The organism is Halopseudomonas laoshanensis, from assembly GCF_008365385.1.
Classification (GTDB): Bacteria; Pseudomonadota; Gammaproteobacteria; order Pseudomonadales; family Pseudomonadaceae; genus Halopseudomonas; species Halopseudomonas laoshanensis.
Genome location: NZ_QOVF01000005.1, coordinates 1 through 21,327 on the forward strand (window position 1 = coordinate 1; position 21,327 = coordinate 21,327).

General features: G+C 57.6%; 21 protein-coding genes. 6 read left to right on the forward strand and 15 right to left on the reverse strand.

Going from position 1 to position 21,327, the window contains the following annotated elements:
• On the forward strand, positions 1-197 hold a 197-nt coding region (locus DT594_RS19025; RefSeq protein ID WP_218574536.1), incomplete at its 5' end, for a hypothetical protein.
• Positions 198-319: 122 nt separating this feature from the next.
• On the opposite strand, the gene rnhB is transcribed toward DT594_RS19025, so the two are convergent.
• The 15 genes from rnhB to rpsB form a co-directional block, all read right to left on the reverse strand.
• Positions 320-994, reverse strand: coding sequence for a ribonuclease HII (gene rnhB / locus DT594_RS14605; RefSeq protein ID WP_425460567.1), 675 nt, complete (start codon positions 992-994; stop codon positions 320-322).
• A 5-nt stretch (positions 995-999) separates the two neighbouring features.
• Positions 1,000-2,184 (reverse strand): lipid-A-disaccharide synthase, encoded by a 1,185-nt coding sequence (gene lpxB, locus DT594_RS14610; protein WP_149333369.1) that lies wholly within the window; start codon positions 2,182-2,184, stop codon positions 1,000-1,002.
• Positions 2,185-2,186: 2 nt separating this feature from the next.
• On the reverse strand, positions 2,187-2,963 hold the full coding sequence (gene lpxA, locus DT594_RS14615; RefSeq protein ID WP_096347806.1) for an acyl-ACP--UDP-N-acetylglucosamine O-acyltransferase: 777 nt from the start codon (positions 2,961-2,963) through the stop codon (positions 2,187-2,189).
• Positions 2,960-3,397, reverse strand: coding sequence for a 3-hydroxyacyl-ACP dehydratase FabZ (gene fabZ, locus DT594_RS14620; protein WP_096347807.1), 438 nt, complete (start codon positions 3,395-3,397; stop codon positions 2,960-2,962). The genes lpxA and fabZ overlap by 4 nt, the downstream gene beginning before the upstream one ends.
• A gap of 50 nt (positions 3,398-3,447) precedes the next feature.
• Positions 3,448-4,509: a UDP-3-O-(3-hydroxymyristoyl)glucosamine N-acyltransferase gene (lpxD, locus tag DT594_RS14625; protein WP_149333370.1), complete on the reverse strand. Its 1,062-nt coding sequence runs from the start codon at positions 4,507-4,509 to the stop codon at positions 3,448-3,450.
• Between the two features lie 8 nt (positions 4,510-4,517).
• Positions 4,518-4,997, reverse strand: a complete 480-nt coding sequence (locus tag DT594_RS14630; RefSeq protein ID WP_425460568.1) for an OmpH/Skp family outer membrane protein — start codon at positions 4,995-4,997, stop codon at positions 4,518-4,520.
• Between the two features lie 64 nt (positions 4,998-5,061).
• Entirely contained in the window at positions 5,062-7,413 is a 2,352-nt protein-coding gene (gene bamA, locus DT594_RS14635; RefSeq protein ID WP_149333372.1) for an outer membrane protein assembly factor BamA, read from the reverse strand.
• 77 nt (positions 7,414-7,490) lie between these two features.
• Positions 7,491-8,849, reverse strand: a complete 1,359-nt coding sequence (gene rseP / locus DT594_RS14640) for a sigma E protease regulator RseP (RefSeq protein ID WP_149333373.1) — start codon at positions 8,847-8,849, stop codon at positions 7,491-7,493.
• Positions 8,850-8,898: 49 nt separating this feature from the next.
• Entirely contained in the window at positions 8,899-10,083 is a 1,185-nt protein-coding gene (gene ispC, locus DT594_RS14645; protein WP_149333374.1) for a 1-deoxy-D-xylulose-5-phosphate reductoisomerase, read from the reverse strand.
• A complete protein-coding gene (locus tag DT594_RS14650; protein WP_149333375.1) occupies positions 10,080-10,895 on the reverse strand; it encodes a phosphatidate cytidylyltransferase in 816 nt (271 codons plus the stop codon). Before DT594_RS14650 ends, ispC begins: the two co-directional genes overlap by 4 nt.
• Positions 10,895-11,647 (reverse strand): polyprenyl diphosphate synthase, encoded by a 753-nt coding sequence (uppS, locus tag DT594_RS14655; protein WP_149333376.1) that lies wholly within the window; start codon positions 11,645-11,647, stop codon positions 10,895-10,897. Before uppS ends, DT594_RS14650 begins: the two co-directional genes overlap by 1 nt.
• Before the next feature lie 36 nt (positions 11,648-11,683).
• Positions 11,684-12,241 (reverse strand): ribosome recycling factor, encoded by a 558-nt coding sequence (frr, locus tag DT594_RS14660; protein WP_096347814.1) that lies wholly within the window; start codon positions 12,239-12,241, stop codon positions 11,684-11,686.
• Between the two features lie 2 nt (positions 12,242-12,243).
• On the reverse strand, positions 12,244-12,978 hold the full coding sequence (pyrH, locus tag DT594_RS14665) for a UMP kinase (RefSeq protein ID WP_096347815.1): 735 nt from the start codon (positions 12,976-12,978) through the stop codon (positions 12,244-12,246).
• Positions 12,979-13,158: 180 nt separating this feature from the next.
• Positions 13,159-14,028 carry a translation elongation factor Ts gene (gene tsf, locus DT594_RS14670; RefSeq protein WP_149333377.1) on the reverse strand — a complete coding sequence of 290 codons (870 nt, stop codon included), beginning with the start codon at positions 14,026-14,028 and terminating at the stop codon, positions 13,159-13,161.
• A gap of 137 nt (positions 14,029-14,165) precedes the next feature.
• Entirely contained in the window at positions 14,166-14,909 is a 744-nt protein-coding gene (rpsB, locus tag DT594_RS14675) for a 30S ribosomal protein S2 (protein ID WP_096347817.1), read from the reverse strand.
• A gap of 276 nt (positions 14,910-15,185) precedes the next feature.
• Here rpsB and map point away from each other — a divergent pair, with 276 nt between their 5' ends.
• From map to dapD, 5 genes are read left to right on the forward strand one after another with little or no spacing between them, the layout of a single operon-like run.
• A complete protein-coding gene (gene map / locus DT594_RS14680; protein WP_149333378.1) occupies positions 15,186-15,974 on the forward strand; it encodes a type I methionyl aminopeptidase in 789 nt (262 codons plus the stop codon).
• A 20-nt stretch (positions 15,975-15,994) separates the two neighbouring features.
• Entirely contained in the window at positions 15,995-18,694 is a 2,700-nt protein-coding gene (locus tag DT594_RS14685) for a [protein-PII] uridylyltransferase (RefSeq protein WP_149333379.1), read from the forward strand.
• 13 nt (positions 18,695-18,707) lie between these two features.
• On the forward strand, positions 18,708-19,904 hold the full coding sequence (gene dapC, locus DT594_RS14690) for a succinyldiaminopimelate transaminase (RefSeq protein WP_149333380.1): 1,197 nt from the start codon (positions 18,708-18,710) through the stop codon (positions 19,902-19,904).
• A 3-nt stretch (positions 19,905-19,907) separates the two neighbouring features.
• Entirely contained in the window at positions 19,908-20,252 is a 345-nt protein-coding gene (locus tag DT594_RS14695) for an ArsC family reductase (protein ID WP_149333381.1), read from the forward strand.
• 33 nt (positions 20,253-20,285) lie between these two features.
• Positions 20,286-21,320: a 2,3,4,5-tetrahydropyridine-2,6-dicarboxylate N-succinyltransferase gene (gene dapD / locus DT594_RS14700; protein ID WP_149333382.1), complete on the forward strand. Its 1,035-nt coding sequence runs from the start codon at positions 20,286-20,288 to the stop codon at positions 21,318-21,320.
• The last annotated feature ends 7 nt before the right edge of the window (positions 21,321-21,327 follow it).

A 21,327-nucleotide genomic window follows, 5' to 3' on the forward strand; every position in this document is an offset into this window, starting at 1 on the left:
TAAGGCGGCAGGGCACGCCGACCCGCCGTGAATACATCCCTGTAGGCTCATCACCGGCATCCATGCCGGAGACGGTCGGCTTACCCCTGCCGCCTTACGCACGCCAACCGACTCCGTGTAATCCGCTTGCTGAATTTTGGGAAATCAAAAGGCAAATCTGCCTGGAACAAAATATCGAGACTGGATCCCCGCAGTAGTTATGGGACACAGCGTTATCGTTATTACGCTTTAAAAACCAGAAGGATGCACGGAGATATGGGATCAGGTTCAGGTTGGCGCGGTGCGCCGACCGTCTCCGGCATGGATGCCGGTGATGAGCCTACAGGGATGTATCCACGGCGTGTCGGCGCACCGCGCCAACCTGAATCTGGTCAAAACCCGGACCCGAACCAAGACCAGCAGAATCCAAAGCATCCCGCACTGGAGAAAACGAGCGCCGATGGATCGCAGTAGCCCCCAGCTCCCGCAGCGCCGACAGATGCACCGGAGTGGGATAACCCTTGTGCTGGGCGATGCCGTAGCCCGGATAGAGCAGTTCCAGCTCCTGCATCTCCCGATCACGCGAGACCTTGGCCAGAATCGAAGCCGCCGCAATGGCCGGGACCCGGGAGTCGCCCTTGATCACCGGTTCACTGGGCATCGGCAAGATCGGGCAGCGATTACCATCCACCAGCACCCGGTCCGGGCGAACAGACAACCCTGCGACCGCGCGCTGCATCGCCAACATGGTCGCATGCAGGATATTGAGCTGATCGATTTCTTCGACTTCCGCCCGCGCGATACACCAGGCCAGAGCGCGCTCCTGAATAATAGGAAACAAGGCTTCCCGGCGCGCAGCCGTCAGCTTCTTGGAATCATTCAGACCCTCGATGGGGCGCAGTGGATCGAGTATCACCGCAGCAGTAACCACCGCACCGCAGAGCGGGCCGCGGCCGACTTCGTCTACGCCGGCAACCAGCTCGTCACCCACCGGCGCGTACCAATCGATCATCATCTGGGTCATACCAACCTACCCTTCTTGCGCATCAATTCAATTACCGCTTCAGCAGCCGACTCATCGGCATTGCGGCGCAACAGTTCATGCAACTGCATGAAGGTCGCCTGCGTCGCCTCAGCTTCCTCAGTAGGACCAAGACGCTCCAACAGCGCCTGACCCATCGCGTCCGGTGTGGCTGCATCCTGCAGAAATTCTGGCACGACCTCGCGACCGGCCAACAGATTGGGCAAGGATACATGCCCAACCTTGACCAGACGTTTGAGAATCTTGAACGTCAGGCTAGCCATACGGTAAGCAACGACCATCGGCCGTTTAAACAACATGGCTTCCAGTGTAGCCGTACCCGAGGCGATCAAGACCGCATCACAAGCAGCCAGTGCCTCATGGGCCTGGCCGTCAAGCAACGTCAGTGGTAATGATAATCCGCTCTCGGCCAGTATGGCTTCGATCTGCACTCGGCGCTCAGCGTTGGCGCAGGGCATCACAAACTGCAACTGTGGCTGGCGTTCAAGGCACCAAGCAGCGGTTTGCAGAAACAGCAGACCCAGTTTCCGCAGTTCGCCATTGCGACTCCCCGGCATCAGCGCTACCACGCGGGAATCTGCTGCCAAGCCCAAGGCCGCTCGTGCTGCCTCGCGGTCTGGCTCAAGGGCGATTTGATCGGCCAGGGTGTGACCCACGCAGCGCACCGCCACACCATGTTTCTGATAAACCGCGTCCTCGAAAGGAAACAGCGTAAGCATCAGATCGGTAGATTCGCGGATACCCAGCACGCGCTTTTCGCGCCAGGCCCAAACCGAGGGGCTGACATAGTGAACGGTGGGGATACCGACTTCGCGTAGCTGCTTCTCGACATTCAGGGTGAAGTCAGGCGCATCGATTCCGATAAATACGTCTGGTTGCTGCGCTTTGAGATAGCTGACCAGGGACTTGCGAATGCGCAAAAGCTCGCGAAGACGACCCAGCACTTCAACCAGGCCCATCACCGACAAGCGCTCCATCGGCACCTGACTCTGCATACCCTGCGCAAGCATCCGCGGACCGCCAATGCCGATAAAGCGGGCATCTGGATATTGACGCTTGAGTGCACGGATCAGTCCAGCGCCCAGGGTGTCGCCGGACGCTTCACCGGCAACCAGCGCAATACAAAGAGGGGGTGTAGCGGCCGAGTCGGCGGGCACGGACATGACTAGCGGGTAATACCGCGGGTAGAAGCGACAATCGAGTCGCGGTAAAGCGCAATTTCAGTAAACTGCTGAGCAGGCTCTTCCAACGCCTTGAGTGCGTCTTGCAGCGTCAGACCCTGACGATAGACGACCTTGTAGGCTCGGCGCAGTGCCGCCACTAATTCGGGACTGAACCCACGGCGGCGCATGCCTTCGAAATTCATGCCGTGGGCGCTGGCCGGGTTGCCGCCGACCATCACATAAGCCGGAATATCCTTGAACACTGCACTGTTGGCGGCACTCATGGACCAGGCACCGAGATGACAAAACTGGTGGACGGTGGTGTACCCACCGAGAATCGCACCATCACCGACACGCACATGTCCTGCGATAGTGGCATTGTTAGCCATGATGATGTGATCGCCGACGACGCAGTCATGCGCCACGTGCACATAAGCCATCAGCAGGTTGTGGCTGCCGATGGTCGTGACGCCGCGATCCTGGACAGTGCCGCGGTGCAGCGTGCAGCCTTCACGAATCACATTGTGGTCACCAATCACCAGACGGGTGGCCTCACCGTTGTATTTCTTGTCCTGACAATCTTCCCCGACAGAAGAAAACTGAAAGATACGATTGTGCTGGCCAATAGTGGTCGGCCCGCGAATAACCACATGCGGCCCGACAACCGTACCGGCGCCTATTTCAACGTCCGGTCCGATCAATGTCCATGGCCCAACTTCAACGTCTTCAGCCAGCCGGGCGGACGGATCAACGATCGCCTGGGGATGAATTCGACTCATATTTTGTGTTCCGCACAGATGATTTCGCCCGAACAGGCCTCTTTGCCATCCACCATAGCGCGACAGGCAAACTTCCATATTCCACGACGATTGCTCAGATGCTGAGCTTCCAGGTGCAGTTGGTCACCTGGCACTACCGGCTGGCGGAAGCGCAGCTTGTCGGTGCCGACAAAGTAGTACAGGGTGCCGTCGGCGGGCTTGAGATTCATCATCTTGAAGCCCAACAACCCAGCGGCCTGGGCCATCGCTTCGATGATCAGTACACCTGGCATGATCGGGTGCTCGGGGAAATGGCCATTAAAGAAAGGCTCATTCACCGATACGTTCTTGTAGGCGCGAATATGGCGAGCCTCCAGATCCAGCTCGAGGACCCTGTCCACCAGTAGAAACGGGTAGCGGTGGGGCAGGTATTCTTTTATTTCCTTGATATCCATGTATTCGCAGGCCTTGCACTAAAATTGTAGGCGCCGGGGTAAGGCGCAGTTCAGGACTCAGATGAGCCCTGAGTTCCCTGAGTCACGATCAGCAGTTGCTTTTCCAGCTGCTGAACCCTTTTCGCCATTGTATCGAGTTGACGTATGCGTGCGGCGCTCTTTTTCCAGTCGGCTGCCGGCTGCATCGCCGTCCCCGAGGAATAGGCACCCGGCTCAGTGATGGAACGGGTGACCATGGTCATACCGCTGACAAAGACGTTGTCGCAGATTTCAATATGCCCAACCATGCCAACACCGCCAGCAATGGTGCAGTGCTTGCCAATCCGCGTGCTGCCGGAGATGCCCACACAAGCGGCCATCGCCGTGTGATCGCCGATCTGCACGTTGTGCGCAATCTGAATCTGGTTATCCAGCTTTACGCCATCGCCAATCCGCGTATCGGATAGCGCGCCACGATCGATAGTGGTGTTCGCGCCGATCTCGACATCATCACCAATACGCACGCCACCGATCTGGGCGATTTTCTGCCACCGGCCCTGTTCCGCAGCAAAACCGAAACCTTCTGAGCCGATAACGGCACCGGACTGGATAACTACCCGCTCACCGATCGTCACGTCGTGATAAAGCGTAACGCGGGCCGCTAACCAGCCGCCGGCGCCAATAACGCAACGCGCACCGACAAAGCATTGCGCCCCAAGCGTTACATTCGGGCCAATATGCGCGCCCGCTTCGACAACCACACCTGCAGCGATGCTTGCCGTGGGGTCGACTACGGCATCGTCGGCAATCACTGCCGTGGGATGAACCCCTGCTGAGGGCTTCGGTTTAGGGTCGAACAGATGGGATAAGCGCGCGTACATCAGATAGGGATTGGCAACCACAAGAGCGTTGCCCTTGAAGCCTTCCGCATCTGCTTCAGTCAGCAACACCGCGGCCGCGTGGGTGTCGGCAAGGTATTTGCGATATTGGCTGTTAGCGAGAAAGCTTAACTGTTCTGCGTTGGCCTCCTGCAGCGTAGCCAGGCCACGCACGAGTTGATCGGGGTTGCCGACCAGCCGTGCGTCCACCATCGCAGCGAGAGAAGCGAGCGTCCATGAGGCCGTATTACTCACCTGCCGCCTCAACGAATGCTGTTCAGGCGCTCGATGACCTGGCGAGTGATGTCATACTCAGCCTTCACATCGACAACGGCACTGCGGTCCAGAACCAAGTCAAATCCACCAGCCTGAATGGCAGCTTCCACAGCTTGATCAAGACGCGGCTTGAGTGTTTCAAGCATTTCGCGGTCTGATCCAGCTTTAGCTTCATTCAGCTCCTTGGACTGCGCCTGGAACTCGCGGGCTTTCTGACGGAACTCAAGCTCCAACTTTTCCAGCTCGGTCTGATTCAGCTTCTCGCCTTCACGTTGCATACGTTCCTGCAGACGCTTGGCTTCGGCTTCCAGATTGCGCAAACGCTGCAGCTGGGTGCCAAATTTCTTTTCGGCATCGACTGAATATTTCTTGGCTGCATCCGACTCCAGCAGCGCCATCTGATAATCCAGAACGGCAATTTTCATCTGGGCGGCTGCCGGGAAGCTGGCAAGAACCAGTACCGACATGATTGCAACACCTATAATCTTGCGCACTCTACAGCTCCTGTTAATCGTCTTTGGGGGTCTGGCTTCAGAATGTCTGACCCAGGGTAAACTGGAATACTTGTGTGTCATCCGCCGACTCGCTGTTCAACGGTGCGGCCAAACTGAAGCCCAATGGGCCCAGAGCCGTGATCCATGACAAACCAACACCGGCACTGTAGCGCAAATCGCCTACATCTACCTTGCCACAGCCGGGATTATTGTCGCCACTGGGCAGCGTAGTGCTTGTGCAGTAAGTGTCATACACGTTACCCACGTCCAGGAACAACACCGTACGCAGCGCGCTCTGGTCCTGAATGAAGGGTACTGGGAAGATCAATTCCGCGCCGCCGGTCACTTTGATGTTACCGCCGAACGGCAGCTCATCGCGGTCCGGATCATTGTCACTCGGCGTGCTCTTGGGTCCCAGCGTACTGTCACGGAAGCCACGTACCGAACCAATACCACCAGCATAGTAATGTTCATAGAAAGGTACTGACTGCGTAGAGCCAAAGCGGCGGGCAAAGCCAAGATTGGTATGCATGCGCAATGTCAGGTCTTCCGAGACCGGGAAGAACCGTTGAGCACGGTAATCAAGCTTGTAGAAATACAGATCACTGCCCGGCAAGGTGGTTTCAAAGCTGGCCGACTGCGAAAAGCCTCGGTCCGGGAACACGCCGCGGTTGAGCGTGGACTGCGACCAGGTCGAGTTGAACTTGAAGTTGGTAAAGGTATCGCCCTCGGTCTCGAGGAAGTCGCGGATTTCCTGAACCGTATAAACACCCTCTTTGATTTCATCCTGCTGCGCAGTCAGACCGAAGGATAGCCGCGAGGTATCACTGATCGGATAACCGATATTGAAACCGGCGCCGTAAGAGTCGACTGCATAGCTGGAGATATCAACGTTCAGCTCATCGTAATCGGTGGTGCGATAGAAGGCGTTGTAACCCAGGCTGACACCGTCAACGGTGAAGTACGGGTTAAGGAAGCCAAAAGACAAGGCTGTCTGGTACTCGGACCGGTTAGCGCTGATGCTGACCCGATTACCCGAACCGAAGAAGTTGTTCTGGCTGATCGAGCCACCGAGGATCAAACCGGTGCCCTGGGCAAAACCCAGGCTCGCGGTGATCGAACCAGAAGGCTGCTCTTCCACGGTGTAATTCACGTCGATCAGATCGTCGGCGCCAGGAACCTGTACGGTCTCAACGTCCACTTCCTTGAAGAAACCCAACCGCTCCAGCCGCACCTTGGACTGATCGATCAGGTAGGTAGAAGCCCAACCGCCTTCCATCTGGCGCATTTCCCGACGCAACACTTCGTCATCGGTCTTGGTATTGCCACGGAAGTTGATGCGGTTGACGTAAGCACGCTTACCCGGATCGACGAAGAAGGTCACGGCAACCGTACGATCTTCTTCATTGATCTCAGGGATGCCGTTGACGTTGGCGAAGGTGTAGCCCTCGTTACCCAGGCGACGGCTGATCAAATCGGAAGTTGAGGTCATGACCTGACGAGAGAACACTTGACCCGGCTCGATCAGCAAAAGCCCATCGAGTGCAGACTCTTCAACAACCAGATCGCCGGACAGCTTGACGTCGCTGACGGTGTACAGCTCACCTTCATTGACGTTTACGGTCACATAGACGTTCTTCTTGTCTGGCGTGATGGACACCTGAGTCGAGGCGATATCCATGTTGATATAGCCGCGATCCAGATACCAGGAACGCAGACGCTCCAGGTCACCAGAGAGCTTCTCACGGGAATATTTGTCGTCATTGCGGAAGAACGACAGCAGGTTGGAACTCTTGAGCTCAAACAGATTGGTCAACTCGTCGTTGGTAAAGACCGTGTTACCTACGACGTTGACGTTCTTGATGGAGGCGACTTCGCCTTCATTGATATCAATTTTCAGCGTTACCCGATTACGCGGCTCAGCAATCACTTCGGTTTCGATACCAGCCGAATAGCGACCCTGGGCGACATACTGGCGCAGCAATTCGTTACGTACACCGTCAAGTGTGGCTTGCTGGAATATCTCCCCTTCCGCCAGGCCCGCTGCAGTCAGACCGCTGAGCAGGTCTTCACTTTCAATAGCCTTGTTGCCTTCCAGTTCGATGGCAGCAATGGAGGGTCTCTCGACCACGGTAATGACCAGCACACTGCCATCACGACCGAGCTGAATATCTTCGAAGAAGCCGGTGCGGAAGAGTGAGCGAGTAGCTTCAACCAGCTTCTGGTCATCCACTTGCTCACCGATATCCAACGGCAAGGCACCGAACACGCTGCCAGCGGAAACACGCTGCAACCCATTGATGCGGATGTCGGAGATCTGGAAGGCGTCGGCAAAAGCTCCTGGCGCCAGGAGTATCAGCAATAGCGCAGGCAATAGGTAACGTTTCATGAAATCCGTTCTGGCTGACTGGTTAAATTCGTTTCCGCCGCAACCGGCAGAGCGTGTTCTTGCGTGCCCGAGCTTGTTCAACCCAGGCGGCTTATGTCGTTGTAGATAGCAAATAGCATCACGCCGACAATCAGCGTCAGACCTATCTGCAACCCCCAGGCCTGAATGCGTTCTGACAGCGGCTTGCCCCGTATCCATTCAGCCGTGTAATAGACCAGATGACCGCCATCCAATACCGGAATAGGCAGCAGATTAAGCACACCCAGACTGATACTCAAGTAGGCAATGAAGTTCAGAAAACTCTCAGGACCTGACTTGGCCGAAGCGCCCGCCACTTTAGCAATGGTTATCGGACCACTCAAGTTTTTTGCCGAGACAAGCCCGGTCAACATCTTTTTCAACGAGTCCAGGGTCAGAACAGTCATGTCCCAGGTCTTCGCCGCGGCGAAAGGAATGGCCACCAGAGGGTTGTAATCAATTGATCGAACCATATGCTCTGGCCATTCGAAGGCAGCGACTCCAGCCCCAACAAATCCAGAGATTTCACCATCCTGCTCCCGGCTTTGCGGCGTCACAGTCAGCAGCATGAGTTGACCGTCACGCTCAATACCTATTTCGAGCGGTTCACCCGGACTGGCTTGAATCGCCGGCACCACCTGATCCAGCCAGTTATCCACCGGCTCACCGTCGATGCTGACAATCAAGTCCCCGGAGCGCAGCCCGGCAGCCTCGGCCGCGCCATCTGGACTGATCTCACCCAACAGTGGCGGCACCTCAGGCCTCCAGCTGGTCAAGCCAAGCGCGGCAATAGGGTCCGGCTGGTCCGCTCCGCGCAGCCAGTCGTTCAATACCAGGGTATAGGATTGTGGCGTAGCGCCGGGGCCATCGATGGCCATGACCTGCATCTGCCCGGTTTCGCCGAGACGCCGGATAAGCTGCAGATTGACGTCGTGCCAGCTTCGCGTCTCGGCACCATCAACCTCAACGACTTCAAGACCTTGGACCAATCCGGCGCGAGCAGCGACGCTACCCGGCTCAACAGGCCCCAGTACCGGCGCCAGCGTGGTTATGCCGATAACAGCAACCAACCAAAAGGCCAGAATAGCCAGCAGGAAATTGGCGATGGGGCCAGCAGCGACGATGGCGATACGCTTCTTGACGTCCTTGCGATTGAACGCCTGATCCAGCTCCGCTTCGTCGACTGGGCCCTCGCGTTCATCCAGCATTTTCACGTAGCCGCCCAGCGGGATGGCTGCGATCACAAATTCGGTACCGCGTTTGTCATGCCAGCGGCATAGCGCCGAGCCAAACCCGATGGAAAAGCGTAAAACCTTGACGCCACAACGCCGTGCCACCCAAAAATGGCCATACTCGTGAATGGTCACCAGCAGTCCCAGCGCCACAACAGTGGCCAGCAGGGTGAATAACAGATCCATTCAACGCCTCATCTGGAAGGTAAATGACGGAGACCCGAACCCGAGAGGTTCAGTGCCGGTTGGCAAGCCAGCGATGGGCATGCTCGCGAGCCAGAGCATCAGCGGCCATGATGTGATTCAGGTCTTGGACTGGCTCGGGGGCCATACGGTTCAGTGTCGCTTCGATGATAACAGGGATATCCGTAAATCCAATGCGCCCCGCCAGAAAAGCCTCCACGGCGACTTCATTGGCAGCGTTGAGCTGCGCGCAGGCCGTGCCACCGGCTTCTGCTGCCTGGCGCGCCAGCTCCAGACAGGGAAAAAGCTCCCGATCAGGCGCCCGGAAGTCCAGACGTCCTATGGCCAACAGGTCCAGAGCGTTTACACCCGAGTCAATCCGCTCAGGCCAGGCTAACGCGTGGGCGATAGGTGTGCGCATATCTGGGTTGCCCAATTGCGCGATGACCGATCCGTCCACATAGTCGACCAATGAGTGCACCACGCTCTGCGGGTGCACCACCACTTCAATCTGTTCCGGGCGAGCGTCGAACAGCCAACAGGCTTCGATCAGCTCCAGCCCCTTGTTCATCATGCTTGCCGAATCGACAGAAATTTTCTGCCCCATGGACCAGTTTGGGTGCGCGCAGGCCTGCTGCGGGGTGACGTTTTTCAGGTCCTGGGCGCACATATCCCGAAAAGGCCCGCCGGATGCGGTAAGCAGGATACGCCGTACCCCAACCTGCCCGAGGCCTGCGGCGTAATTGGCCGGCATACACTGGAATATGGCGTTGTGTTCACTGTCGATCGGCAACAGCACCGCGCCCGAATGGCGTACCGCCTGCATAAAGAGTGCACCGGACATTACCAGCGCTTCCTTGTTGGCCAGCAGCACGCGCTTGCCGGCCTGGACCGCAGCCAACGTAGGGGCAAGCCCGGCGGCGCCAACAATGGCTGCCATTACAGCGTCGACCTGGGGATCCTCAGCTACCTGAGCAAGAGCATTGCTGCCCCACAGCACCTCTGTTGTGCAGCCCGCCGCCCGCAGAGCCTGTTGCAGGCTTTTCGCCTGCTGCTCTTCGGCGACCACCGCAAATATCGGCCGATGCTCTAGGCACTGAGCCTGGAGCTCCGCCATGCGGCTGAACCCGGTGAGGGCATAAACCGCATATTGCTCACTATGGCGTGCAATAACATCCAGCGTACTGACACCGATAGAGCCAGTCGCGCCCAGCACCGTTATCCAGGTTTTGCTCACCCTAACTGACTCCCGATCAACAGCCAGAACAGTGCAAAAACCGGAATGGCGGCTGTAAGGCTATCAATCCGGTCCAGCACGCCGCCGTGACCAGGCAGCAAATTGCTGCTGTCCTTGAGACCTTGGTCGCGCTTGAACAGGCTTTCGGTCAGATCGCCCACCACAGAAAAGATCACGACCAGTGCAGCGCCAAGCAACCCAACAAGCAAAGAAGGCAGGGACCAACCGAGATAAAGCAGCGCCACCAGTGTCAGCAACTGAGTGAAAACCAGACCGCCAAGGAAGCCTTCGATGGTCTTGCCGGGGCTGACATTGGGCATCAACTTGCGGCGACCCCAGGTCTTGCCAGCAAAATAAGCGCCGATATCCGCGGCCCAGACCAGCACCAGCAGAGCCACGATCAACCACAGGCCATGGGGCACCTCACGCAGCCAAACCAGGCCAGCCCAGGCCGGCAACAGAATCAGCAGACCCATTAGCTGGGCAACCATGGAGCTGGCCCACAGCCCCTTGTCACGCGGATAGCGCACCACCATGACCGCCGCCAAGGCCCACCAGACAGCAGCCGGAACAAGCAGGTATTGCGCCGGCAAACCAAGGCGATACAGAGCAAACATCATCAGCGCCACGACCAGCGCGTACAGCACACGACCTTTCTGGGCTGTTTCGCCTGCCAACCGCGCCCACTCCCAGGCGCCCAGCACCACGACTGCACCAACAAACAGAGCGAACCAGGGACCTTCCAGCAGTACAAAACCGGCAATAGCCAGGGGGGCCAGAATGACCGCTGTAATGATTCGCTGCTTGAGCATCAGGAGTCCGCCGCTATTTGTTCGCTGGTTTTGCCAAATCGGCGCTGGCGCCGGGCGAAGTCTGCAAAGGCTTCACGCAAGGCTTCTTTTTTGAAGTCGGGCCAATAAAGATCGGAAAAGTACAGTTCGGCATAGGCCAACTGCCATAGCAGGAAGTTGCTGATACGATGCTCGCCGCCAGTACGAATGCATAGATCTGGCAGCGGCCAACTGGAAGTACTGAGAGCCGCCTCAACATGTTGTTCGGTGATCTGATCAATGGCCAACTGGCCTTCTACGACCTGACCAGCGAGTTTTTTTGCCGCCTCGGCGATATCCCATTGACCGCCATAGTTGGCAGCCACCACCAGAGTGAGGCGCCGGCCCTCAGCGGTAAGCGCTTCGGCGTCACTCATGGCCTTGCGCAGCTCCGGGGCAAAACGACTACGATCACCGATAATACAAAGCCGAATGCCGTTTTCACGCAAACGCTTGACCTCGCGGCGCAGCGCGCTCAGAAACAGCTCCATCAGAGCGCCGACTTCTTCATCAGGGCGGCGCCAGTTCTCGCTGGAAAAAGCAAACAAGGTCAGCACTTCCACACCGTCTTCGGCGCAGACTTCGATCATTGCCTTTACCGCATCAACCCCGGCCTTGTGGCCAGCAACACCGGGTAGCAGACGCTTGCGCGCCCAGCGATTATTACCATCCATGATAATCGCCACGTGCCTCGGCACCGATCCTGCTACCGATCCTGCTGGAGTTACTGGCATATCTTTGCTCATCCGTTCAACACTCGGAATGGACCATCAAATGGCCATCAGATCCGCTTCCTTGGCTTCCAGCGCCTTGTCGATCTCGGCAACATACTTGTCGGTCAGTTTCTGTATTTCATCAGCGGCGCGATGCTCATCGTCCTCGCTGATCTCTTTTTCTTTCTGCAGGTCCTTGATCTGGCTCAGCGCGTCGCGACGGATATTACGCACTGCCACACGGGCGTTTTCCGCTTCACCGCGAGCGGTCTTGGTAAAGCCCTTGCGCGTCTCTTCGGTCAGAGCGGGCATGGGAATACGGATAGTAGTACCTGCCGTGGCCGGATTCAGGCCGAGATCGGACGTCATGATGGCCTTCTCGACAGCCTGGATCATGCTGCGATCAAACACAGTCAGGGCCAGCGTGCGGGAGTCTTCAACGTTAACGTTGGCGACCTGGCGCAGGGGGGTGTTGGCACCGTAATAGGAGACCATGACGCTGTCCAGAATGCTCGGGTGCGCTCGGCCGGTACGAATTTTGGCGAAGGCATGATCCAGGGACTCGACAGACTTCTTCATCCGCTCCTGGGTTTCTTTCTTAATATCGTTGATCATTCTCAACCCTCGATCAATGTACCTTCGGCGCTACCTACTACCGCATTGAGCAGCGCGCCAGGTTTGTTCATGTTAAATACGCGCAATGGCATCTTATGATCACGAATCAGGCAGATAGCCGTCAGATCCATGACCCCTAGCTTCAAATCCAACACCTGATCATAGGTCAGAGTATCAAACCGCTCGGCATTCGGATCCTTCATGGGATCGGCATTATAAACCCCGTCAACCTTGGTCGCCTTCAGCACCAGGTCGGCGTCAACTTCGATACCGCGCAGGCACGCAGCTGTATCAGTAGTGAAGAAAGGGTTACCGGTTCCAGCAGAGAATATTACCACGTCGCCACTGCCAAGGTAGCGCATGGCTTTGCGACGATCGTAATGCTCGGTCACGCCTTCCATGGTAATCGCCGACATGACGCGGGTCTGGATATTCGAGCGCTCCAGCGAATCGCGCATGGCCAGCGCGTTCATCACGGTGGCCAACATGCCCATATGATCACCGGTCACCCGGTCCATGCCAGCGGCATGCAACGCGGCACCGCGGAACAGGTTGCCACCACCAATTACCAGACCGATCTGCACGCCAATGCCGATCAACTGACCAATTTCCAGGGACATCCGATCCAGCACCTTGGGATCAATACCGAAACCCTCAGTGCCCATCAGGGCCTCGCCACTGAGTTTGAGTAGAATACGCTTGTACTTGGGCTGACGGCTGCTGGGTACCTGGGCCATATTGACTCTCCTGCTCGGGGATGGCGAAACACTCAACGAGTTACAACCGACAATCCGGCCTGCCACTTGTTCAGTGTTTCCTTAAAAAAGAGGCTTCCCGCCTGCGCGGGAAGCCTCTCGGTAACTCTGACTACAGGCCGCCTCGAGGGCGACCTGGCATGCGTGGTTCAATCCGCATGATCACTGCTTGGTAGCGGCAATCTGGGCGGCAACCTCGGCAGCAAAATCAACTTCGGCGCGCTCGATGCCTTCACCCACTTCGTAACGCACGAAGGAGAGAATTTCAGCACCGGCTTTCTTCGCCAGCTCACCGACTTTGACTTCCGGATCCTTGATGAAGGCCTGTTCAACCAAGCTGGCTTCGGACAGGAACTTGTTGATCCGGCCCTTGACCATGTTTTCAACAATGTTGTCCGGCTTGCCGGCGATTTTCTCGGCATTCAGCGCGAGGAAAATTTCCTTTTCCTTGGCAACCGCTTCCTCGGAAACCTGAGAGGCATCCAGGAACTGTGGGTTGCTGGCAGCCACGTGCATGGCGATATCCTTGGCCAGCTCGGCATCGCCACCTTTGAGGGTGACAACCACACCGATACGGTGACCGTGCAGGTAGGCGCCGACTACGTCGCCTTCAACGCGGGTCAGGCGACGGATGTTGACGTTCTCGCCACACTTGGCAACCAGTGCTTCACGGGCAGTTTCCTGCTCGGCGATCAGCGGAGCTGCTTCGCTGTAACCGGCGGCAAAGGCCTTATCCAGGCTGTCGCTGACAAAACCTTTAAAGTCTTCCTGCAGAGCCAGGAAATCGGTCTGGGAGTTGACTTCAATGATGACCGCTGACTTGCTGTCATCTGCCAGCTTGACGCCGATAGCGCCTTCAGCGGCGATGTTGCCGGCCTTCTTGGCGGCTTTGATCGAGCCTGCGGCACGCATGTCATCGATGGCTTTTTCGATATCGCCACCGGCTGCGGTCAATGCTTTTTTGCAATCCATCATGCCTTGGCCAGTGCGCTCGCGCAGTTCTTTGACCATGGCTGCAGAAATCTGTGACATGAATTGTTCCTCTAACTTGCTTGATGTTGGACCGCCCTGCAGATATGTGGGCAGCCGTATCATGTTGCGTTCAAGATATTGCAAAAAGGGGGCATAGCCCCCTTTTCACATCGGCATAAAACGATACGAAGTACCGATCAGCCTTCTGAAGCCTCAGCGGCAGGAGCTGCTTCTTCAACAAACTCGTCAGCGCCACCATTGTGGTTCTTGCCATTCAGTACCGCATCGGCCATGGCCGCGGCGTACAGCTTGATGGCGCGAATGGCGTCATCGTTGCCGGGGATGACGTAATCGACGCCGTCCGGGCTGCTGTTGGTATCAACGATACCGATAACCGGGATACCCAGCTTGTTGGCTTCAGTGATGGCAATGCGCTCGTGCTCAACGTCGATAACGAACAGGGCATCAGGCAGGCCGCCCATGTCCTTGATACCACCGAGGCTGCGATCCAGCTTCTCCAGGTCGCGAGTACGCATCAGCGCCTCTTTCTTGGTCAGCTTGGTGAAAGTGCCGTCTTCAGCCTGAATTTCAAGATCACGCAGACGCTTGATGGAAGCGCGGATGGTCTTGTAGTTGGTGAGCATGCCGCCCAACCAACGGTGATCCACATAGGGCATGCCGGCGCGGGTAGCTTCTTCAGCAATGATCTTGCTGGCAGCACGCTTGGTGCCAACGAACAGCAGCTTGTTCTTGCCGGAGGCCAGCTTTTCCACGAAGCTCAAGGCGTCATGGAACATCGGCATGGTCTTTTCAAGGTTGATGATGTGAATCTTGTTGCGAGCACCGAAGATGAACTTGCCCATCTTCGGGTTCCAGTAACGGGTTTGGTGGCCGAAGTGCGCACCGGCCTTCAGCATATCGCGCATAGATACTTGAGTCATGACAGCTCCAATATAGTTCGGGTTGGGCCTCCACGTATCCCAATGTCCAACCCCGGAGGGCACCCAAGACAGTGCGACGATACGTGTGCGGTTTCAGTTTAAGCCTGGCGTCTGCAACAGACGTTTATTCAGGCGCGGCGCTTTATATCATACAACTGGAAACGAATAAAGTCGCAGGTGCCCAGCGGTCATGGCACGGGGCGCTCAACAGCACCCCGCTAGTCTGTTAAACTGATCGACTTTATTACTGTTCGCCGCAACCAAGAGAGACCTTTCATGACCGTGACCATCAAAACCCCGGAAGATATTGCCGGCATGCGTATTGCCGGGCGCCTGGCCGCCGAGGTCCTGGAAATGATCGGCGAACATGTTCGCGTAGGCATCACCACCGACGAACTCAACCGGCTTTGCCACGAACACATCGTCAACGTGCAGAAGGCCATCCCCGCGCCTCTCAATTATGGTGCAGCGCCAGGCCGTCCAGGCTTTCCCAAGTCGATCTGCACGTCATTGAACCATGTGGTCTGCCACGGCATCCCCAATGACAAACCACTGAAGAACGGCGACTGCCTGAACATCGACGTCACCGTTATCAAGGATGGTTACCACGGCGACACTAGCAAGATGTTTCTGGTCGGCGATGTGCCAGAGTGGGCTCAGCGCCTGGCGCGAGTCACTCAGGAGTGCATGTATAAAGGTATTGAGGTCGTGCGCCCGGGAGCACGCCTGGGCGATATCGGCCAGGTGATCCAGGATCACGCCCACGCCAATCACTATAGTGTCGTTCGCGAATACTGTGGCCACGGCATCGGCAAGGTGTTTCACGAGGAGCCGCAAATCTTGCATTACGGCCGCGCCGGCACCGGCATGGAGCTGAAAGAAGGCATGACCTTCACCATCGAGCCAATGATCAACCAGGGCCGGCATGAAACTCGCCTGTTGGGCGACGGCTGGACTGCCATCACCAAGGACCGCAAGCTTTCCGCACAATGGGAACACACCATTCTGGTGACTGCTGATGGCTATGAAGTACTGACACGCCGTCACGAAGAAAGCTTTCAATAAACCGCTGTCCGGGGTCCGTTGTGGATAATGAACTGTTCGATCCAGGCCAGTTCCAGGCTGAGCTGGCACTGAAAAGCAGCCCTGTGGCTGCATTCAAGAAAGCAATTCGCCAGGCGGATTCGGTATTGCGCGCGCGCTTCGAGGGCGGCCGCAACATCCACAAGCTGATTCACGACCGGGCCTGGTTTACCGATCAGATCCTGTGCAAAGCCTGGTCGATACAGGCCAGCACCGACGCCGCCGACATTGCCCTGCTCGCAGTCGGTGGCTATGGCCGGGGCGAGCTGCACCCGCACTCGGATATCGACCTGCTGATCCTGCTGCGCGACAGCGATCAGGACGCGCATAACGGCTCCATCGAACAGTTCTTGATGCTGCTCTGGGATATCGGCCTGGAAGTGGGCCAGAGCGTGCGTTCCATCAGTGAGTGCCAGGAAGAGGCACGCGCTGACATCACGGTGATTACCAACCTGATGGAATCACGCACGCTGTCCGGCGATGAGCAGTTACGTCAGGACATGATCAGCGCCATCAGCGCCGACCAAATGTGGGATGACGCCCAGTTCTTCCGCGCCAAGCGCGCCGAGCAGCAAAAGCGTCACGCCAAGTACAACGACACCGAGTACAACCTTGAGCCCAACGTCAAAAGCTCGCCGGGTGGCCTGCGTGACATTCAGACCATTGGCTGGGTCGCGCTGCGCCACTTCGGCACCAACGATCTGCGCGAACTGGTCGAACGCGGCTTTCTGAACGAGGCCGAATACAACATTCTCGCCTCCGGTAGAGCCTTTTTATGGCAAGTCCGGTTTGCCCTGCACATTCTCGCCAAGCGCGCCGAAGATCGCCTGCTGTTCGACCACCAGCGCACCATCGCGCAGATGATGGGCTACGAGGACAACGACAGTAAACTCGCGGTAGAGCGCTTCATGCAGAAGTACTACCGGGTGGTGATGTCGCTCTCCGAGCTTAACGATCTGCTGATGCAGCATTTCGAAGAAATCCTGCTGCGTAACGCGGAAACGACTGAAATCGAGCCAATCAACAGCCGCTTTCAGGTGCGCAACCACTATATCGAAGTGACCCACCAACAGGTCTTCAAACGCTCCCCCTTTGCCCTGCTGGAGATCTTCCTGTTGATGGCCCAGCATCCGGAGATTCGCGGTGTGCGTGCCGACACTATCCGGCTGCTACGCGACCACCGCCATCTGATTGATGACGATTTTCGCGCCGACATACGCAATACCAGCCTGTTCGTCGAGCTGTTCCGCTGCCGGGAAGGCATTCACCGCAACCTGCGGCGCATGAACCGTTACGGCATCCTCGGCCGCTACCTGCCGGAGTTCGGCAAGATCGTCGGGCAGATGCAACATGACCTGTTCCACATCTACACCGTGGACGCGCACACGCTGAATCTGATCAAGCATCTGCGCAAACTCAATCAGCCTGAGTATCAGGAAAAGTTTCCGCTGGCCTGGCGCATTTTCTGCCGGCTACCAAAGCCTGACCTGCTGTATATGGCCGGCCTGTATCACGACATCGCCAAGGGCCGTGGTGGCGATCATTCCGAGCTCGGCGCGGTGGACGCCACGCAATTCTGCCAGCGTCACCAGTTGCCTGCCTGGGACACCCATCTGGTCAGTTGGCTGGTCGAGAGCCACCTGATCATGTCCACCACCGCGCAGCGCAAGGACATTTCCGACCCGCAGGTGATTCATGATTTTGCCGTGCAGATGGGCAACCAGGTACGCCTGGACTACCTCTATGTGCTGACCATCGCCGATATCAACGCGACCAATCCGACGCTGTGGAATTCCTGGCGCGCTTCGCTGCTGCGCCAGCTCTACACCGAGACCAAGCGCGCACTGCGCCGCGGCCTGGACAACCCGCCCGACCGCGAAGAACAGGTGCATCAGACCCAGCGCGCAGCTTTGGATATCGTTGTGCGCAGCGGCATAGATGAAGAGGACGCCGAAGCGCTCTGGGAGCAGCTGGGCGAAGATTACTTCCTGCGCCATACCGCCAGCGATGTCGCCTGGCACACCGAAGCAATCATCGAGCACCCGGACCACGAAGGCCCGTTGGTGCTGATCAAGGAAACCGCCCAGCGCGAATTCGAGGGCGCCACGCAGATCTTTATCTACACGCCCGAGCAGCATGACCTGTTCGCGGTGACCGTGGCGGCGATGGACCAGCTAAACCTGAGCATTCAGGATGCGCGAATCATCACCTCGACCAACCGTTTCAGTCTGGACACCTATATCGTACTGGATGCCGACGGTAGCTCGATTGGTGAAAACCCGGACCGCATCCGCCAGATCAAGCATGACCTGATTGAAGCGCTGTCTGATCCAGACGCCTACCCGTCGATCATTCAACGCCGGGTGCCACGCCAGCTCAAGCACTTTTCCTTTGCCCCGGAGGTGACCATCTTCAATTCGCCGGAAGGTCAGCACACGATCCTCGAGCTCAGCGCGCCTGACCGACCGGGCTTGCTGGCACGCATGGGCCGCATTCTGCTGGATTTCGATATCAGCGTGCAGAACGCCAAGATCGTCACTTTGGGCGAGCGCGTGGACGACGTATTCGTGCTCACGGATGCCAACAACCATGCACTGTCCGATCCTGAGCTGTGCAGCCGGCTCCAGAACACCATTATCGATACCCTGGGTAACAGCGCCCAGCAATCCGACACCAGCCAGCCCAAGCAGATCATCATCTGAGGACCGCGCCCGCATGAATACAGACCTGCAACGCTTGCAGCCCTATCCCTTTGAAAAGCTCCGCGCGTTACTCAAGGACGTAGTGCCGAGTCCGGCATTGCGGCCCATATCACTGTCCATTGGTGAGCCGAAGCACCCCTCGCCCCCTTTTGTCCTGGAGACACTCACTCGACATCTGGATCAGGCGGCGGTCTACCCCACCACAGCAGGCATTCCAGCCCTGCGTGAAGGCATTGCCCGCTGGCTGGAGCAGCGCTTTCAACTCGGCGCCGGCAACGTTGACGCGGCCACCCAGGTGATACCCGTCAACGGTACCCGCGAAGCGCTGTTTTCCTTTACCCAGACCATGGTCCGGCGTGACCCGAACGGCCTGGTGGTCAGCCCCAACCCCTTCTATCAAATCTACGAGGGCGCCGCCTTTCTGGCAGGCGTGGAGCCGCACTACCTGCCCTGCGACGCGAGCAATGGTTTTATTCCCGACTTTGATGACGTGCCTTCCAGCATCTGGGAGCGCTGCCAAGTGCTGTTTATCTGCACCCCGGGCAATCCGACTGGCGCAGTCATGCCGTTGGACAAGCTGCAGCAACTGATCGCTCTGGCTGACCAGTACGATTTCGTCATTGCCTCTGACGAATGCTATAGCGAGATTTACGCACCCCAGGGTCAGGCGCCGGTAGGTTTGCTGGAGGCCTGCGCGGCCATGGGCCGTTTCGATTATGCCCGCTGCGTGGTGTTTCACAGTCTCTCCAAGCGTTCCAACCTGCCGGGCCTGCGCTCCGGCTTCGTCGCAGGTGACGCCAGTCTGTTGCAGCCGTTCCTGACCTACCGCACTTACCATGGCTGTGCGATGCCGGTACAAACCCAGCACGCCAGCCTCGCAGCATGGCAGGATGAGCGCCACGTGGAAGACAACCGCGCGCAATACCAGGCCAAATTCGATGCGGTGCTGGATATTCTCGATGGCGTCATGGACGTCGAGCGCCCCGATGCCGGCTTCTATCTCTGGCCGCGTACACCGCTGGATGATCAGACCTTCACCCTGCGTTTGCTGGCCGAGCAGAATGTTGCCGTTGTACCTGGGAGTTTCCTGTCGCGCGAGGTTGATGGTTATAATCCCGGCGCCGGGCGCGTGCGCATGGCTCTGGTCGCGCCGCTGGAAGACTGTATCGAAGCAGCCCAGCGTATTCGCAGCTTTATCGGGAGCCTCTGAAAAATGATTACTCTGTACGGCATCAAAGCCTGCGATACCATGAAAAAGGTCCGAACCTGGCTGGACGAGCATGGCGTCGATTATCAGTTCCATGACTACAAGAAGGAAGGTATCAGCGCTGACAAGCTGAACGCCTGGTGCAGCGAGCACGGCTGGGAAAAAGTCCTCAACCGCCAGGGCACAACCTTTCGCAAGCTCGAAGACAGCGACAAGAAAGACATCGATACCGGCAAGGCCATTGCTCTGATGCAGGCCAATCCGTCGATGATCAAAAGACCGGTACTGGATACTGGCTCACAACGGCTGGTGGGGTTCAAACCCGATGAATACGCCGCCGCCTTTGACTGACAACAGCACCAATTGCATCCAAGGAACCACCCCATGAGCGAATGTTTCAGCCTGGCCATTGGCGTCGGCACGCAAAATACCGCAGGTGACTGGCTGGAGGTTTATTACCCTCAGCCCCTGCTGAATCCCGAAGAGGAACTGGTCAAGGTCATCAGCGATCAACTGGGCTACAGCGGCGGCAATCAGGCCATCGAACTGGCTGCCGGTCAGTGCGCTGCGCTGGCCGAGGCGTTGAATGCCGGCGGGTTTGCTGATGCCGCCGCGTTGGTAACATCCCTACAAGGCGGCTCCCGCCCTTTGGTTGTCACCGTACTGGCGACCGACGAAGCGCCGGTCTCCACGCCTGAGGCCTATCTGAAACTGCATCTACTCTCCCATCGGCTGGTCAAGCCTCACGGCGTTGTGCTGGCCGGTATCTTCCCATTGCTGCCGAACGTGGCCTGGACCAATCAGGGCGCCATCGACATCAATGAACTGCCGCAGCGTCAGCTGGACGCGCGTCTGCAGGGCCAGGCGCTGAACGTGCTGAGTGTGGATAAATTCCCGTGCATGACCGACTACGTTGTGCCCTCCGGTGTCCGCATCGCCAATACCGCCCGTGTGCGTCTGGGTGCCTATGTGGGTGAAGGCACGACCGTCATGCACGAAGGCTTTATCAACTTCAACGCCGGCACCGCCGGTACCAGCATGGTCGAAGGGCGTATCTCGGCCGGTGTATTCGTGGGCAAGGGCTCGGATCTGGGCGGCGGCTGCTCGACCATGGGTACCCTGTCCGGTGGCGGCAACATCGTGATTTCCATTGGTGAAGGCTGCCTGATCGGCGCCAACGCGGGTATCGGTATTCCGCTCGGCGACCGCTGCACCATCGAGGCTGGCTTGTATATCACCGCCGGTATCAAGGTTGCCCTGCTGGATGATGCGGACAACCTGGTCGAAGTGGTCAAGGCCCGCGACCTGGCCAATCAAACCGACCTGCTGTTCCGCCGTAACTCGCAGACCGGCTCGATCGAGTGCAAGACCAACAAGAGTGCGATTCAGCTCAACGAGATCCTGCACGCGCATAACTGAGCTTTAG